We start from the raw sequence: 15088 nt of genomic DNA on the forward strand, positions 1-15088 counted from the left end.
ATTATAACAAATTTTGCTAACAGATTGAAAAGTCGCACAAAATTAGTGGCTTTTTGTGCCCATTTTTATCGCAACTTATGCGCAATTAAACATATCTTCAGAGTTATGTAATAATGCCACCTTAGTTAAAACAGCCATTTCTCAGAAACTCAAATTTTTCAAATTTCTTAAACCAACAATAGACAATACTATGACTCAAATAACTGCGCCAACCTCCTCTCCCAGTCTCAAAGACAATGCTGATTTAGCAGCACTACATAAAAGCCAAAATGCCGTGGTGCTGCTATCAGGCGGGCTTGATTCCGTGACGTGTTTGTATTGGGCAAAGGCGCGCTATGCGTCTGTGACGGCGGTCAGTTTTAACTATGGTCAACGCCACAATAGCGAGCTTATCGCTGCCAAAACCATTGCAAAGACTGCCAATGTTAACCATCGCATTATTGATATCGATATCGCCCAGCTTGGTGGCTCCTCACTCACCGACCACAGCATGACTGTCCCTGATGGCGATACTGATAAATTCCCGAGTAACGATAGCGATGGCAGTGATGTCAATAATATCGATAACGTTGATAACGTCGATAACGTTGATAACGTTGATAATGACGCCATTCCAAATACCTATGTGCCGGCGCGTAATACCATATTTTTATCTTATGCTTTGGCAGTCGCTGAAGTCACTGATGCCAACCATATCGTCATCGGCGTCAGTTCAGTCGATTATTCTGGCTACCCTGATTGTCGTCCAGAATATATCGCTGCCTTCGAACACATGGCAAACCTCGCCACCAAAGCCGGCGTTACTGGTCATCATTTATCCATTCAAACGCCGTTGCAGCATTTAAGTAAAGCCAAAACCATTGAGCTCGGTTTAGCGCTCGGGGTCGATTATGGACAGACGATTTCTTGTTATCAGGCAGATGCCAATGGTCTTGCTTGCGGTATTTGCGACAGCTGCGTCCTACGTCGCCAAGGATTTGCCCAAGCTGGGGTTGCTGATCCAACGCGTTACCAGTCTAATGAGTCTTAATAAACCTTTGGAAATATTCTGTTAAGTATTTGAAAATGGCGCTATTATTGTCTTGGCGCGGCCGCTCATTAAACATTTGCGCAACATTTGCTTGCATTAACACAGCACGCTAGCGTTGTATTTTAGACGATTTACTTGCTATGGTATGGGCGACTATGTCAGTCACAAGCGACATGTACTGCTGGTTTACTAAAATATAATGAGTGACATAGATAAAAAAGCTTTTATAGTTACCTATACTTTTATCATCACTTATATAAGCCATAAAACCTGTGACCATATAACACTACCAAGATTTTATATAAAATCTGAGAAATTGACACGACCCGTAGAGGATGTTTATGAAGTTTTTGCCCGTTTTACCCCTAGCTCTTGCTGCGCTGTTTGCCTTACCACAAGCGAATGCAGCCGACATCAAACAAGACAATATCAATACCTGTGTCAAAGGCGCGGTCAAATATAAAGTCGCTAATAAAAGCGATGCTACCAAACTTTGTAACTGCACCATCGGTGTCCGTAGCAATATGACCATCGGTCAAATGTGGGAAATCGAAAGCTATGCAAAAAGTAAAAAAGACCCATCAGGTCTTCCCTACGTGAAAAAAATGCAAAAAGACTTGCAGCAATGCACCGTGGGCTTGGACCTAAAACAGCCACAAAAACCTGCCTAAGCTGCTTAAGAAAATATTTGCTACAAAATACAAAAGACTGGTCATCGCCAGTCTTTTTTGTTGCGAATGAATAAGTGAAGTGTAAAACGGAGTATTTATTTCTGCCAAACTGCCTATAATAAGACCACCTACTATAATATACGCATAACCGAAACTAATAAGGATTTTATAATGGCTAAGCCCACTACAGAGAACCTTGCCCTGCCCGATTTTCCGGTCACTATCGTGCGCGAGCTAGACGGCAATTTTATTTATGACGATATCAGCCTAAAAGAGCTGGTTGCCCATACCGATAAGGGGCTTATCTTATATTTTTATCCAAAAGACAATACCCCAGGCTGTACCACGCAAGCGACAGAATTTACTACTCATATCAATGCGTTTGATGAATTGGGCTACGATATCATCGGTGTGTCGCGCGATAGCGTTGAGTCTCACGAAAAATTCATCGCTAAGTACAATTTGCATATTCCTCTGATTAGCGACAGTGATGAGAAATTATGCCAATATTTTGATGTAATTAAAGAAAAAAATATGTATGGCAAAGTCAGCTTAGGCCTTGTACGTTCAGCCTTTGTCTTTAATAAAGATGGCATACTTACTCATGCACAGCGCAATTTACGCGCAGCTGGCTATACCGAACGCTTACTCGCCACGCTCGCGCCATAATATTTTTATGATTATTTGGTAATTTTATTTATCTCTATCGACTACGATAAAATCTTTTTAATTTGAGAGTAATATGAACCAACAGACTGACAGCACCGCCGATAATAACACTGATAAAGAAGCGACGCGCAAGGTATCGGTGGCGGTTATCGGCGCTGGTACCGCCGGTCAAAACGCCTTTCGCCAAGCCAGAAAACTAAAAGACGACGTCCTCATCATTAATGACGGCTATTGGGCAACGACTTGTATCGCCGTCGGCTGTATGCCGAGTAAACTTCTCATCGCTGCTGCCGATCGCGCCCATGACACCAACCATTCTGGCGAGTTTGGTATTCATGCTACTGCTCAAATAGATGGCAAACAAGTGATGGAGCGGGTTCGCGCCGAACGCAATCATTTTGCCAGTTACGTCCAAAAGCAAGTAGAAAGCTGGCCTGCTGAGACAAAAATAGCGGGTCGCGCTTACATCAACCAACAAGGTCTCATTGAGGTCAATGATGAACTCATCGAAGCCGATAAAATTATCGTGGCGACTGGTAGTAAGCCGTTTATCCCTGATAACTGGGCGGATAAACTTGGCAAAACATTATTGACTTCCGATACCGTCTTTGAGCTAACTGATTTACCAAAGTCTCTCGCCGTCATCGGCGCAGGGGCTATCGGCTTGGAGCTCGCCCAAGCCTTTACACGTTTGGGCGTCGAGGTGACACTTTTTAATCGCGACAAACGCGTCGCCGGTTTAAAAGATGAAGATATCAATAATAAAGCCATTGATTGCTTAAGTCGTGAGATGACCATGCATTTGGGTAGCAAGATTAACGACGTCGGTCAGCAAGCAGCAGATAACGAAGGCTCAGCGGCTTTTATCGATTACGAAGACAGCGCTGGTGAGACGCGCCAGTGGCAGGGCGATTATGTATTGGTCGCTACGGGCCGACACAATAATATCGCAGCCCTAGGCGTTGAAAACGTAGGGGTTGAGCTTGATGACAAAAATCGTCCAAAGCAGCTCGATAAAAAAACGGGTAAAATTGGCAATTTAGAAGTTTATATTGTCGGTGACGCCAATGCCAATCTGCCTTTATTACACGTTGCCAGTGATGAAGGTTTTAGTGCGGGTAGTATGGTCTGTAACAACAATAGCGATGCTTATATCCGCCCAACTGCCGCGCCGTTTTCTATCGTCTTTTGCTCGCCACAAATCGTGAACGTCGGCATGTCGCTACCTGAAATACAAGCCGATCCAGAGCTTGAATATGTGATTGGAAAAGCCAGCTTTGATAATCAAGGTCGTAGCCGCGTGATGGGTGTCAATTGCGGCCTACTGTACATTTATGGATGCAAAAAAACAGATAGAATTTTGGGCGCAAGCATGGTGGCGCCTGATGCTGAATATATCGGTCATATATTGGCGATGGCGATTACCAATGATATGAGTATAAAGGACATGCTCGATACGCCTTTTTATCATCCGACGATACTAGAAGGTCTGCGTACGGCGTTACGCAACGTTCAGCGCATGATGAAAATCCCTTATCAGTATCACGATACTCAAGAAGGGACTTTTTAATCGACTGATAAAACCATTTTTATTAAAATTAACGTTAATATGGTTCAAATTATCACGCGCAGGTAAGATTAGATTGAGAATGAGCTGCGCGGTTTGCGCTGATTGTTCCTTAAAATTTTAGCGTTAAAACTTTATTATTAGATGATTTTATAGCTGAATTATCTTAGTATAAGCTCTTTTTACGATTCATTTGATGTAGACCCAAACTTTGCATGGATAAAACAATGGCAATCGCTGGTATTACTGACTTCTTTCAAGAGATTGTTCGCGACCTACATACCAGCTTATATATTGCTATCGGCGGCTCCATCGAAGAAGACTCACTCGACTGGACTTCTAAATCAGTAGAACTGGTGAGCACGGCCATCAAAATCCTAATACTGCTGGCGGTATTGGGATTTTTTTATTGGCTTGCCATCTATCTTATCAAGAAAAGCAAAAGCCGCATTGGGCTCAATGAACGCCGCTCTAAAATCGCCCGCTCGGTATTACGCTATATTTGGATAGTCAGCAGTTTAATCGCTATTATGAGTCAGCTAAGCTTTGAACCAGATACGGTCAAAGCCACGGCCAAAGCCAGTACGTGGGCGGGAATTTACTATGTGTTATGGGCGTCATCTGGACAAATTATACATAAGGTTTTACAGCATTATGGTCTAAACGCCTCTATTGAGCAGCTGCTTAAAAATATTTTATCGGTGCTATTATTGGTATTCGGGCTTGCCAGCGTTATGGCACAATTTGGCTTTGATATCGTATCTTTGGTAGCAGGTCTGGGGATTGCCGGTATTGCCGTGGGTTTTGCCGCCCAATCGACGCTTGCTAACTTTATCGCCGGCATTACCATTTTACTTGAGCAGTCCTTTCAAGTCGGTGACTGGGTCAATATCAATGACAATGAAGGGCGGGTTGTGGTCATCGCGTTACGCACGACCCATATTTTAACCCGTGATAACATCACCGTCATCATCCCCAACTCCAATGTCGCCTCATCAGTGGTCACCAATTTAACTTCAAAAAACTTTATTCGTTTTGATATCCGTATGCGCATTGCTTTTGAAGATGATGTCGATAAGGCGCGCGAGGTTATTTTACAAGTATTGTCTGATAGTGAAGTAGTACTCAAGCGCCCTGAAACCTCAGCGACGGTAGACGAGATTGGCGAATATGGAGTGTTTTTTGTCATACGCTTTTGGGTCAAGCCTGCCGCCGTTGCGCGTATGCCAAAAATTAAAGAAGGTTTACGAGAGAATATTAAACGCGCGTTTGATGCCGCGGATATTTCAACCCCTTACCCTCATATGCGTTTGCTGATGCCAAAAAACGTTGATTCTCCTATCGACACCAAGCCCTTTGCAACCACGACCAAACTGATTACTGAAGACAACTCATTAAAAAAAGATGCTGAATAACGGCTCGATAATCTCAAAACCCAGTAAGTCATCATTTTTTCAACTTAGCTTTTAAACACTGCACCATAAACACTGCCACTTTAAACTATCAACTTCGTAATTATGGTAAAATTGCCAGTGAAACCTCATAATTTTAAGCCTTAAGATTTTAAACATCAGGGTTTTGAGGTGCATTATTTATCAATTTAGCCCACAGGTAACCGTATGACCGAAACTACCACGCCCAACTCCTTATCAACCGCTGCAGCCGAGTTGTCGCTTGACCTTATTATTACTTGTGCCGATGGGCTTGAAGCACCGCTACAAATTGAGCTAAGCAGCTTTGGCATTGCAAGTGAGATGAAAAGTACAGGACGCTTAGCGGTCACTGGTAGCTTGCGCGACCTTTATACCATTTGTTTATGGTCACGGGTGGCGTCGCGGGTATTGATGCTGATTAAACGTAAAAATATCAATACTGAATACGATGTGGCAGAACAGCTGTATGGCTTGGCAAAATCGGTCAATTGGACCGAGCAATTTGGCTTAGAGCAGACGTTTGCCATTCGTCTGTCTGTCGATAAGCGCGTTGCCGTCAGTCAACAATTTGCCATGCTGCGGATCAAAGATGCGATTGCCGATACCTTTAATGAAATCTATGACAGCCGTCCTAATGTCGATAGTAAAAACCCAGATTTTTCAGTCTTTGCGACGGTCAATGATAAGCAGGCTGAGCTGTATTTAGATTTATCAGGTACCAGTTTGCACCGCCGTGGCTACCGCGTTGCCATGACTGAAGCGCCGCTAAAAGAAAACTTGGCAGCGGCGCTACTTTATAGCGCGGGTTGGCATAAGAAAAATGATGCCGGTAATGCCCCTTTTTATAATGCCCTAATCGACCCGATGTGCGGCTCTGGTACTTTCATCATTGAAGCGCTACTCATGCACTGCGATTATGCTGTCGGTATCGATAAAGCGGCCAATCAATTTGGCTTTTATCAATGGCAACATCATGATGAAGCGCTATGGCAACAGATGATTGACGATGCGCAGACGCGTTTTCGTGAAGCTTTAGAGATTATCAACGAACAACCTGATACATTGCCGCTCGTTTTGGGATTTGATGCCGATAGTGGCGCGATTTTGGCGACAGAAAAGAACTTGATTGCCGCAGGTTTGCAGGATTTATTACCGCTACTTGACCTTGAAACCCGCGCCCTCAATCAGCTCAGCCACGTTTTAAAGCCATTAGCCGATGATGGCCGCTTAAGCAATCCTTTGGTCATTACCAACCCACCTTACGGTGAGCGCTTGGGCGATGAAGAGATGATTAAGCCATTATATCAAGCGCTTGGGCTTATCTTACAAGACAGCTTTGCGGGTAGTGGCGTCAATCCGATGCTTGGTATCTTGGCAGCCAATGTCGAACAGGTTGATATCTTGCCCATTAAAGAGCCAAAAACTTTGCGCTGCCATAATGGAGCAATCACGGTTTATTTCCGCTACGGCACCTTGATTGCTGGGCAAACAGGTAGCCTTATTAGTCGCTTTGAGAAGCGCGAGATTGCCGTGGAAGAAGGACAAGACTTTATTAACCGTTTGCAAAAAAATCTGGGCAAACTTAAAAGACTCGCTAGCAAAGACACTGTCAGCAATATTCGCGTCTACGACGCTGATTTGCCTGATTTTAAAGTGGCGATTGATTTGTATGGCGATTACGTACACGTGCAAGAATATGCGCCACCAAAAACCATTCCGGTAGAGACCGCAAAAAAACGTTTTAATTTGGCCTTGATGGGCATTCGCGAAGTGCTCAACATTAACCGCGAACAAGTTTTTATCAAAACTCGGGCACGCCAATCGGGCAACGATCAATATAGCAAGCAAGGCAGTAGCGAAAAACGCGGTAAATTTTATGTTGCGCGTGAAAATGGCGCCTATCTGTACGTCAACTTTACCGATTACCTCGATACAGGCTTGTTTATTGACCACCGCAATATGCGCGCCCGTATCAAAGACAATAGCCGCGGCAAATCGGTGCTGAACTTATTTGCTTACACTTGCACGGCAAGTGTGCACGCAGCATTGGCTGGCGCGAAGAAAGTCACCAGCGTTGACTTGTCGCAAAACTATCTTGATTGGGGCAAGCAAAACTTTGCTTTAAATGGTTTAAATGTCAGCAGCAATAAATATCAATTCGTCGCCGCTGACATTTTTGAGTGGATTAAAGGTAATACGGAACAATTTGACATTATCTTTATCGATCCGCCAACGTTTTCAAATTCAAAAAAGTTCCAAGGTACCTTTGATGTTCAACGTGACCATGCTGCCCTTATTAATCGTGCGATGAACCGCTTAACCTCTGATGGCGTGTTATATTTTTCCAACAACTTCACGCGCTTTGAGCTTGATGAGCAGTTAACCGAACGCTATGACATTATCGATATCACGCCACAAACGATAGGCTTTGATTTTAATATCAAAAAGCCGATTCATCAAAGTTTTGAGATTCGCCATCGTCAAAGCCTATAATTTAGGTTTCTAGATGCTGGTAAAGGTTAAGCACCGCATTTAAATGCTGTCCTTTATCGTCAGTCTTATCGTACGCATAACCGTACACATAACAATGACCCAATCGGCTTTGATTGGGTCATTTTTTGTTGTTATGATAGAGCGTCATTAAGTAATGGTTAGACAACCGTTAAACGATAGTTTTACGAACAGTTTAATCCCGCTATCGCTTATATTTATAGACTTTGACTTTTATAGCATTCCTTCCTAACGCTTTAATAGTTAAACCTTCCCTACTCTAATAACAAGGACAATTCCATGGCATTATCCCTTAATAAAGGCGGTAACTTATCGCTCACTAAAACTGACCCAAACTTAACCAAGCTGCTTATCGGTCTTGGCTGGGATGAGCGCGCAACCTCTGGCGCTGAGTTTGATTTGGATGCCAGTGTATTTCTACTCAGCACTGTGGGTAAAGTACGCGGCGATCATGACTTTATCTTTTACAACCAGCTAAAATCTGACAATGGCGCAGTTGAGCATACTGGCGACAACCGTACTGGCGAAGGCGACGGCGATGATGAAGTCGTTAAAGTAAACCTAACCCAAGTGCCTGCTGATGTCGATAAAATCGTCGTTACGGTCACGATTCATGATGCCGCTGCCCGTAGCCAAAACTTCGGTCAAGTCGCCAATGCCTTTATCCGAGTGGTCAATGAAGAAACTGGCACGGAAGTGGTACGTTTTGACTTAGCAGAAGATTACTCGGTGGAAACGGCAATGGTGTTTGGCGAAGTCTATCGTCATAACGGTGAGTGGAAATTCCGCGCCGTTGGTCAAGGCTATTCAGGCGGCTTACAAGCCATGTGTCATCAGTATGGCGTCAATATCTAACTCGATATTAACCTCTGCGAAAAACTTAGCCCATACTAAAAACAATGCCTAGACATAAATACTTCCGAAACTTAGGACAATATGGCAGCGTTATCACTTGTCATTCTGCCAGTAAAATATGGTTGCAAAATAGTCACAATTATTCCTAGCTAAAAGACTGGTAATGCTTTAAGTTTCGTTTAAAATTAGGCAAAAAAGTGGTTAGCGATAACCACTTTTTTTGTGGTTTGTGTTTATAATAGACCGACTTTAGCTTTATGCAACCAGACAGGATATGTCATGAGACATTTTTATTTAGACTTTATCTTCACCGCCATTGCATTAGCGATCGCGGCATGGTGGGGATATTCACATGGCGGGATGGGTGGTTTGATCGCAACCTTATCTATTACCGCTATTTTGGCCGTCATGGAAATCTCATTATCATTCGATAATGCGGTGGTTAATGCCTCAGTCCTCAAAGGCTGGGATGAATTTTGGAAAAAGATATTTTTAACCGTTGGTATTTTGATTGCTGTATTTGGGATGCGCTTGGTATTCCCAATCGTTATCGTAGCAGTGACGGCTGACCTTGGGGTTATGCAAGTGGTCGATTTGGCCTTAAACGATCCTAAAGAATACTCAGCCAGACTATTGGCACACCATGCTGAAATCTCCGCATTCGGTGGTATCTTCTTATTGCTCGTCTTCTTAAACTTCATTTTTGATGAAAAAGAAGTGCACTGGTTTAACTGGCTTGAAAGCCGTTTGGCAAAGCTTGGCAAAGTAGATGCCATGAGCGTCTTTGTGGCGCTTATCGTGTTGATGATTGCCGTATCATTTGCTGACCCTGAGCAATCCACTGCGGTCCTAATCGCTGGCGTTTGGGGTATCTTGGTATATCTTGGCGTACAAGTGGTCTCGGGTATGCTAGAAGGCGACCTTGAAGAAGACTTAGAAAACGCTGAAGCTGGCTCAGGTGCAGCAGCGACCAGTGCGATTATGAAAGGGGGTATTATCGGCTTCTTATACCTAGAAGTCCTTGATGCGTCATTCAGTTTCGATGGTGTGATTGGCGCCTTTGCGATTACCAATGACGTTATCGTGATTATGCTCGGTCTAGCAATCGGTGCGATGTTCGTGCGTTCGATGACTATTTTCTTAGTCGATAAAGGCACGCTTGATGAGTTTGTCTATCTTGAGCATGGCGCGCATTATGCCATCGGCGCTCTAGCCATTATTATGCTATTGTCGGTGAAATTCCATGTACCAGAGCTTATCACAGGTTTGATTGGTATTGCCTTCATTGGTTGGGCGTTGGTCGCGTCACTCAATTATCGCAAACGCCAAGCGCTCGAATAACGTCGTAATTTTAAGCGTAAGCATTAGACTCAGTTAAGTTGTTCAATGACAGGTCATAGCCATTATTGGTTATGATCTGTTTTTTTATAGTGAGTATAATATAGTGGTTGTAGATAATAGAATTATGCGCAAGGCATTAGCTTGAACCATTACCTTATGCGCTACTTATCGGCTAGCATTTTTTGCAATTTCGCTAGTATCACGCCATATAAAGGTAAAAAGATAAGCACGCCCATCACTATTTTAAACAGATAGTCCATCGCGCCAATCTCAACCCAGTGCGTTGCCATAAAAGCATCTGGGCTTTTATAAAAAGCGATGGCAAAAAAGCAGAAGCTATCGACCAAATTACCAATAAACGTTGATGCTAGGGGTGCAATCCACCACGTTTTAAGCTGGCGTAACTTATTAAAGACTTTAATATCTAACAGCTGTCCAATGACGTAAGCACTAAAGCTGGCGAGGACAATGCGAAAGACAAATAAATTAAAATCGAGCAGATGCTCATGACCGACGAACTGTCCATCTGCAAATACGACAGAAAAATAGTAAGAAATGGCGAGCGCTGGCAGCATGGCAAAGAAAATAATGCGTCTAGCGAGATGTTGACCAAAGATGCGTACGGTCAAATCTGTAATCAAAAAGATAAAAGGAAAAGTTACCGCGCCCCATGTCGTAATAAAGCCAAATAGCCCGACCGGTATTTGCACTAAATAATTACTAATGGCGATGATAAAGATATGCAGGCTGACAAGCCAAAATAAAGCACGGCTGTAACGAATGGATGAAGCGGGATTGGTCGAAATGGTACAGGTATTCATAATAGAGGCCTTTTTTTGAGTCAGGGTGGAGGGAACCTGAGCGCGCTATTATAAATGATAATAAGATAAATAGCTAAAATAGGACAGACATGCTCGTAACATCCTCTTATATAAGCAAAAATATAACTGTCAGATAGGCACACAAAATACACCTTGCTTAGTAAGCAAACGCTTAGTATAGTAAAACGTAATGATAGGCAGGTTATGGCGTACAGGTCGATTTATTGACCTTTTTGCGCTGAAATACTTACGCGTAAATAGCATGACTGCCCTATTTTTATTTTATAAAATCAAATCCACTTAATTATTAATCCAAAGGATATTTATATGGCTATTAGCTTAACAAAAGGCGGCAACGTAAACTTATCAAAAGAAGCCCCAGGCTTAACCAACATTACCGTTGGTCTTGGCTGGGATCCACGCGCTACTGATGGTCAAGAATTTGACTTAGACGCCATTGCCTTTTTGGTCAACGAAGCAGGCAAAGTGCGTAATGACCAAGATTTTATTTTCTTTAACAATCTAAAGTCGGACAATGGCGCGGTTGAGCACACAGGTGACAACCGTACGGGCGAAGGCGACGGTGATGATGAAAAAATCAAAATCAATCTTGCTAGTATTCCAGCAGATGTGAGTAAAGTCGCTATCTGCGCCATCATTTATGAAGGTCAAGCGCGTAACCAAAACTTTGGCCAAGTTGGCGACGCTTATATCCGTGTAGTCAATGATAATGGTCAAGCCGAAATCGCCCGTTATGACCTATCAGAAGATGGTAGCACTGAGACAGCGATGATTTTTGGTGAGTTATACCGTCATAACGGCGACTGGAAATTCCGCGCTGTTGGTCAAGGCTTTAGTGGTGGTCTAGGCCCATTAGCCTCTTCTTATGGCGTCAACGTTTAACGCTCTATAAGATATTTGTAAGACTACTATCGCAATCGACTATTTGATTGCAATAATCAATAAGCCATCAGGTGTGCCTGTCTAAAGCATTTGATGGCTTTAAATGTAATTGGTAGGCTTAAATTACAGATGCTCATTTTTTATAAAAAAACATTCAAGATATTAGAATAAGGATTTGCACCCCATGGCAGCGACGTTTAGCTTAATCGGCACCATTGAACCTTTTTTGCATTGTAACTTAAAAAAAGGCGATTCGATTTATTGTGAAGCCAATGCCATGGTGATGATGGAGTCGAACCTTGAGCTTAAAGGTAAGCTACAGGGCGGTCTTATGCAATCACTGATGCGCCGCTTTGCCAACGATGAATCCTTATTTCAACAGCAGATTGAAGCGGTCAATGGTGAAGGTGATTGTCTACTAGCCCCGACGCTTGATGGCGATATGCAAATCATCGATTGCGGCGCGCAGCAATATACCTTGAGCGATGGCGCGTTCGTTGCCGCACAAACAGGCGTCGATATCAGAGCCAATATCCAGCGTAACCTCGGCGGCGCGGTCTTTGGTGATACGGGCGGCTTTATGGTGATGCAAACCCAAGGTCAAGGTCAGGTAGTGGTGTCAGGTTTTGGTTCGCTATTTGAGATTGATGTGACGCCTGATAAAGACGTCATCATTGATAATGGCCATGTGGTCTGTTGGGATTCAAACCTTGATTATAAGCTGTCAGTCTCGACCAGTAAGAAAAAAGGCATCATGAGCAATATTATCAATTCGGTCACCAGTGGTGAAGGCATGGTTTTAAACTTCTCAGGAACGGGCAAAGTTATCATCTGCTCACGTAATCGTGACAGCTATCAAGGCTGGTTACAAAGCATCTTAGGTACGAGCTCAGGCGGTCGCGGTGGCAGCGGTGGTTTTTTAGATAATATTTTATAATTGAAGTTGCATTCTATCATTAAAGTCATCGCCAAGATTGAAGCTCTAAAGCAGTGCAGAAATGAAGAACTAAAAACAAACACTAAAAATTCATTAATCCCCTCACAATTATTATAAGGATTTTACCATGGCAGTTAGTTTACAAAAGGGTCAAAAAATCTCCCTCAGCAAAGAAGCTGGCGGTGAGCTTACGCAAGTAAAATTGGGTTTAGGCTGGGACGTCTTTCAAGGACCACAAGAGAAAAAAGGCGGCTTCTTAGGCAAGTTATTTGGCGGCGGTACGGGCGGCGACTCGATCGATTTAGACGCTTCATGCATTATGTTTGATGCCAATAAACAAGCGGTCGATGCGATTTGGTTCAGTCAGCTAAAATCAAAAGATGGCAGCATCGTCCATACTGGCGACAACCGCACAGGTGACGGCGACGGCGACGACGAAGTCATTAACGTTGATTTATCAAAAGTGCCAGCGAACGTAGTATCGTTAGTATTTACCGTTAATAGCTTTACTGGTCAGACCTTTGAAACGGTAGAAAACGCTTTTTGCCGTATCGTCAATGCCAATAACAATCAGGAAGTTGCCCGCTACAATTTATCAGCGCAAGGTGGACACACCGCAATGATTATGGCAAAAGTCTATCGTCATAATAACGAGTGGAAAATGCATGCCATTGGCGAAACTGCTTCTGGACGTACCTTTCATGATTTGATGCCTGCTATCACGCCGCATGCTTAATTCATTGCAGCTCCACTCGTAAGACTGTTAGTAATCTATAAGCAATCAGCCCGTCTATTACAGTAGACGGGCTGACTTTTTTTATTAAATAATACTCTTAAAGCACTTATTTACGCCCACGCTTCCAGCTAAAACCCCAATTAAAAGCTTTGTCCATTTCTTGGTGACCTTGAAAATATTGATTGATACGCTCAACATTGATACTGCCTTGCTGATTGACCAAACGCGCAATTGCGCACATCGGCAAATTACTTGTGCCTTCTGTCAAACGAGTTTCAATCGGTGGCTGCTCGGGTACATGAATGGTCACGACACCATCGGTTTGCGCCCAATTTGGTACGCCTTCGTAAATAAAAGCAAAGATAAAGACTTCTTCAATCTGCGACCACTGTTGCCCGTTGATATCGAGCCACTCACCGCCGCTGACTTGTCCGGTTCTATCATCGGCACGGAGCAACACATAAGGCGCTGATTGTAAGTTACCAAAGCGATTGCCCAAGGCCTGAATCAGCGTCTTTTCGCCATTTTTCAGATGAATCATCGCCCCGACATCAAGGTCAATACCACTAGCTTTATGCTGTTTGAACAGATCACCAAGCAAGCCTTTTTTGGGGACTGATTTATCGCTATTTGGGCGCTGATTCCAGTTAAGGTTGACAGAGATTTTACCAAAATCATCGCGTTTCTTTAGATTGATGCTAGATTGGTTCTTGGTTAAGGTGATTTTACTGAGATTGATTGACGGATTTTGAGCAGCGCTAGGAATTGGCGGCGGCGTAGTTGTTTGCGGCGCACTACCCGCTTTTTGCGTGTTGATTGGCTTCTGCGTATTGATTGGTTGAGCTTGAGCTGGCGCTTCATCAGCAATCTCTACACCGAAATGTTCAGATAAGGGCTTTAGACCACCTTCAAAACCTTGGGCGATAAAACGGAACTTCCAGCTACCTTGGCGACGGTAGCATTCTGCAAGGATAATGGCTTTTTCATTACGTCCAGCAGCACTTAACTGACAAGTCATCAGCACTTGGCTGCCTTGCAAGACTTGAACATCCACATCGCCGACTTGCGCCAGTGTTTGCGCACTAGAAAACGCAAGGGCTATCTTGTCAATACTCGCTGGCTGTACAGGTAAATTAATATCAAAAAATCCATCGCTATCATGTCCACGGAAGCTTACACTGCCATCATCGCTACGCGTCTGCCCATAAAATATCATGTCGCCATCGCCGCGTACTTTACCGTCAGTCGTCAGGCGATAAGCGGCGCAATCGATGGCGCTTTGGCTTAAAATACGGATGCTAATGTTATCGGTTGGCAGCGGCGCATTGGCACCAGCAATCAGTTTTTGAGGTTGACTCATCATTTATCCTTTAGGTTATTTATTATTTGTTGATATGGATGCTGTTGACTATCGCACTATAGTAGCATGGATAACAGCTGATTTTTACAGCGCACGCCCGTTCAACAAAGCGTTAACCAGCCGGCAAAAACATTTTTACAAATCCTTAATGCTATTTTGTTAGCAGCATTTATAACGCTTAGCATTTGTATATAATAGTCTCTATTTTAGGTAATATGATAACGCGCTGAACGACTGACCCTCTTCAAGACTCA

13 protein-coding genes are annotated in these 15088 nt (G+C 43.5%); 11 read left to right on the forward strand and 2 right to left on the reverse strand.

The features are described from left to right. Positions 1 to 190 precede the first annotated feature (190 nt). From queC to FOR85_RS06010, 8 genes are all read left to right on the forward strand, one after another. The gene (gene queC, locus FOR85_RS05975) at positions 191 to 1030 is read left to right on the forward strand and encodes a 7-cyano-7-deazaguanine synthase QueC (RefSeq protein ID WP_144297134.1); all 840 of its coding nucleotides are present in this window, start codon (positions 191 to 193) and stop codon (positions 1028 to 1030) included. A gap of 341 nt (positions 1031 to 1371) precedes the next feature. Next, positions 1372 to 1701 carry a hypothetical protein gene (locus FOR85_RS05980; RefSeq protein WP_144297135.1) on the forward strand — a complete coding sequence of 110 codons (330 nt, stop codon included), beginning with the start codon at positions 1372 to 1374 and terminating at the stop codon, positions 1699 to 1701. A 171-nt stretch (positions 1702 to 1872) separates the two neighbouring features. Then, positions 1873 to 2370, forward strand: coding sequence for a peroxiredoxin (locus FOR85_RS05985; protein ID WP_180952531.1), 498 nt, complete (start codon positions 1873 to 1875; stop codon positions 2368 to 2370). Positions 2371 to 2443: 73 nt separating this feature from the next. Beyond that, positions 2444 to 3940: a dihydrolipoyl dehydrogenase gene (locus FOR85_RS05990; protein WP_144297136.1), complete on the forward strand. Its 1497-nt coding sequence runs from the start codon at positions 2444 to 2446 to the stop codon at positions 3938 to 3940. 224 nt (positions 3941 to 4164) lie between these two features. Next, positions 4165 to 5352, forward strand: coding sequence for a mechanosensitive ion channel family protein (locus FOR85_RS05995; protein WP_223808539.1), 1188 nt, complete (start codon positions 4165 to 4167; stop codon positions 5350 to 5352). Between the two features lie 204 nt (positions 5353 to 5556). Further along, positions 5557 to 7863, forward strand: a complete 2307-nt coding sequence (gene rlmKL / locus FOR85_RS06000; RefSeq protein ID WP_144297138.1) for a bifunctional 23S rRNA (guanine(2069)-N(7))-methyltransferase RlmK/23S rRNA (guanine(2445)-N(2))-methyltransferase RlmL — start codon at positions 5557 to 5559, stop codon at positions 7861 to 7863. A gap of 297 nt (positions 7864 to 8160) precedes the next feature. After that, on the forward strand, positions 8161 to 8736 hold the full coding sequence (locus FOR85_RS06005) for a TerD family protein (RefSeq protein ID WP_144297139.1): 576 nt from the start codon (positions 8161 to 8163) through the stop codon (positions 8734 to 8736). A 279-nt stretch (positions 8737 to 9015) separates the two neighbouring features. Beyond that, positions 9016 to 10077, forward strand: coding sequence for a DUF475 domain-containing protein (locus tag FOR85_RS06010; RefSeq protein ID WP_144297140.1), 1062 nt, complete (start codon positions 9016 to 9018; stop codon positions 10075 to 10077). A 161-nt stretch (positions 10078 to 10238) separates the two neighbouring features. Here FOR85_RS06010 and FOR85_RS06015 read toward each other — a convergent pair whose 3' ends face one another. Further along, positions 10239 to 10898 carry a 7-cyano-7-deazaguanine/7-aminomethyl-7-deazaguanine transporter gene (locus FOR85_RS06015; RefSeq protein WP_068408071.1) on the reverse strand — a complete coding sequence of 220 codons (660 nt, stop codon included), beginning with the start codon at positions 10896 to 10898 and terminating at the stop codon, positions 10239 to 10241. 327 nt (positions 10899 to 11225) lie between these two features. Here FOR85_RS06015 and FOR85_RS06020 point away from each other — a divergent pair, with 327 nt between their 5' ends. The 3 genes from FOR85_RS06020 (at position 11226) to FOR85_RS06030 (ending at position 13474) form a co-directional block, all read left to right on the forward strand. Next, a complete protein-coding gene (locus FOR85_RS06020; RefSeq protein WP_068408073.1) occupies positions 11226 to 11801 on the forward strand; it encodes a TerD family protein in 576 nt (191 codons plus the stop codon). A gap of 184 nt (positions 11802 to 11985) precedes the next feature. After that, positions 11986 to 12738 (forward strand): TIGR00266 family protein, encoded by a 753-nt coding sequence (locus FOR85_RS06025; RefSeq protein ID WP_068408074.1) that lies wholly within the window; start codon positions 11986 to 11988, stop codon positions 12736 to 12738. Between the two features lie 127 nt (positions 12739 to 12865). After that, positions 12866 to 13474, forward strand: a complete 609-nt coding sequence (locus FOR85_RS06030; protein ID WP_144297141.1) for a TerD family protein — start codon at positions 12866 to 12868, stop codon at positions 13472 to 13474. A gap of 106 nt (positions 13475 to 13580) precedes the next feature. Here FOR85_RS06030 and FOR85_RS06035 read toward each other — a convergent pair whose 3' ends face one another. Further along, a complete protein-coding gene (locus FOR85_RS06035; protein WP_144297142.1) occupies positions 13581 to 14834 on the reverse strand; it encodes a TerD family protein in 1254 nt (417 codons plus the stop codon). Positions 14835 to 15088 lie beyond the last annotated feature (254 nt).

This window comes from Psychrobacter sp. YGAH215, from assembly GCF_007280595.1.
GTDB lineage: Bacteria > Pseudomonadota > Gammaproteobacteria > Pseudomonadales > Moraxellaceae > Psychrobacter > Psychrobacter faecalis.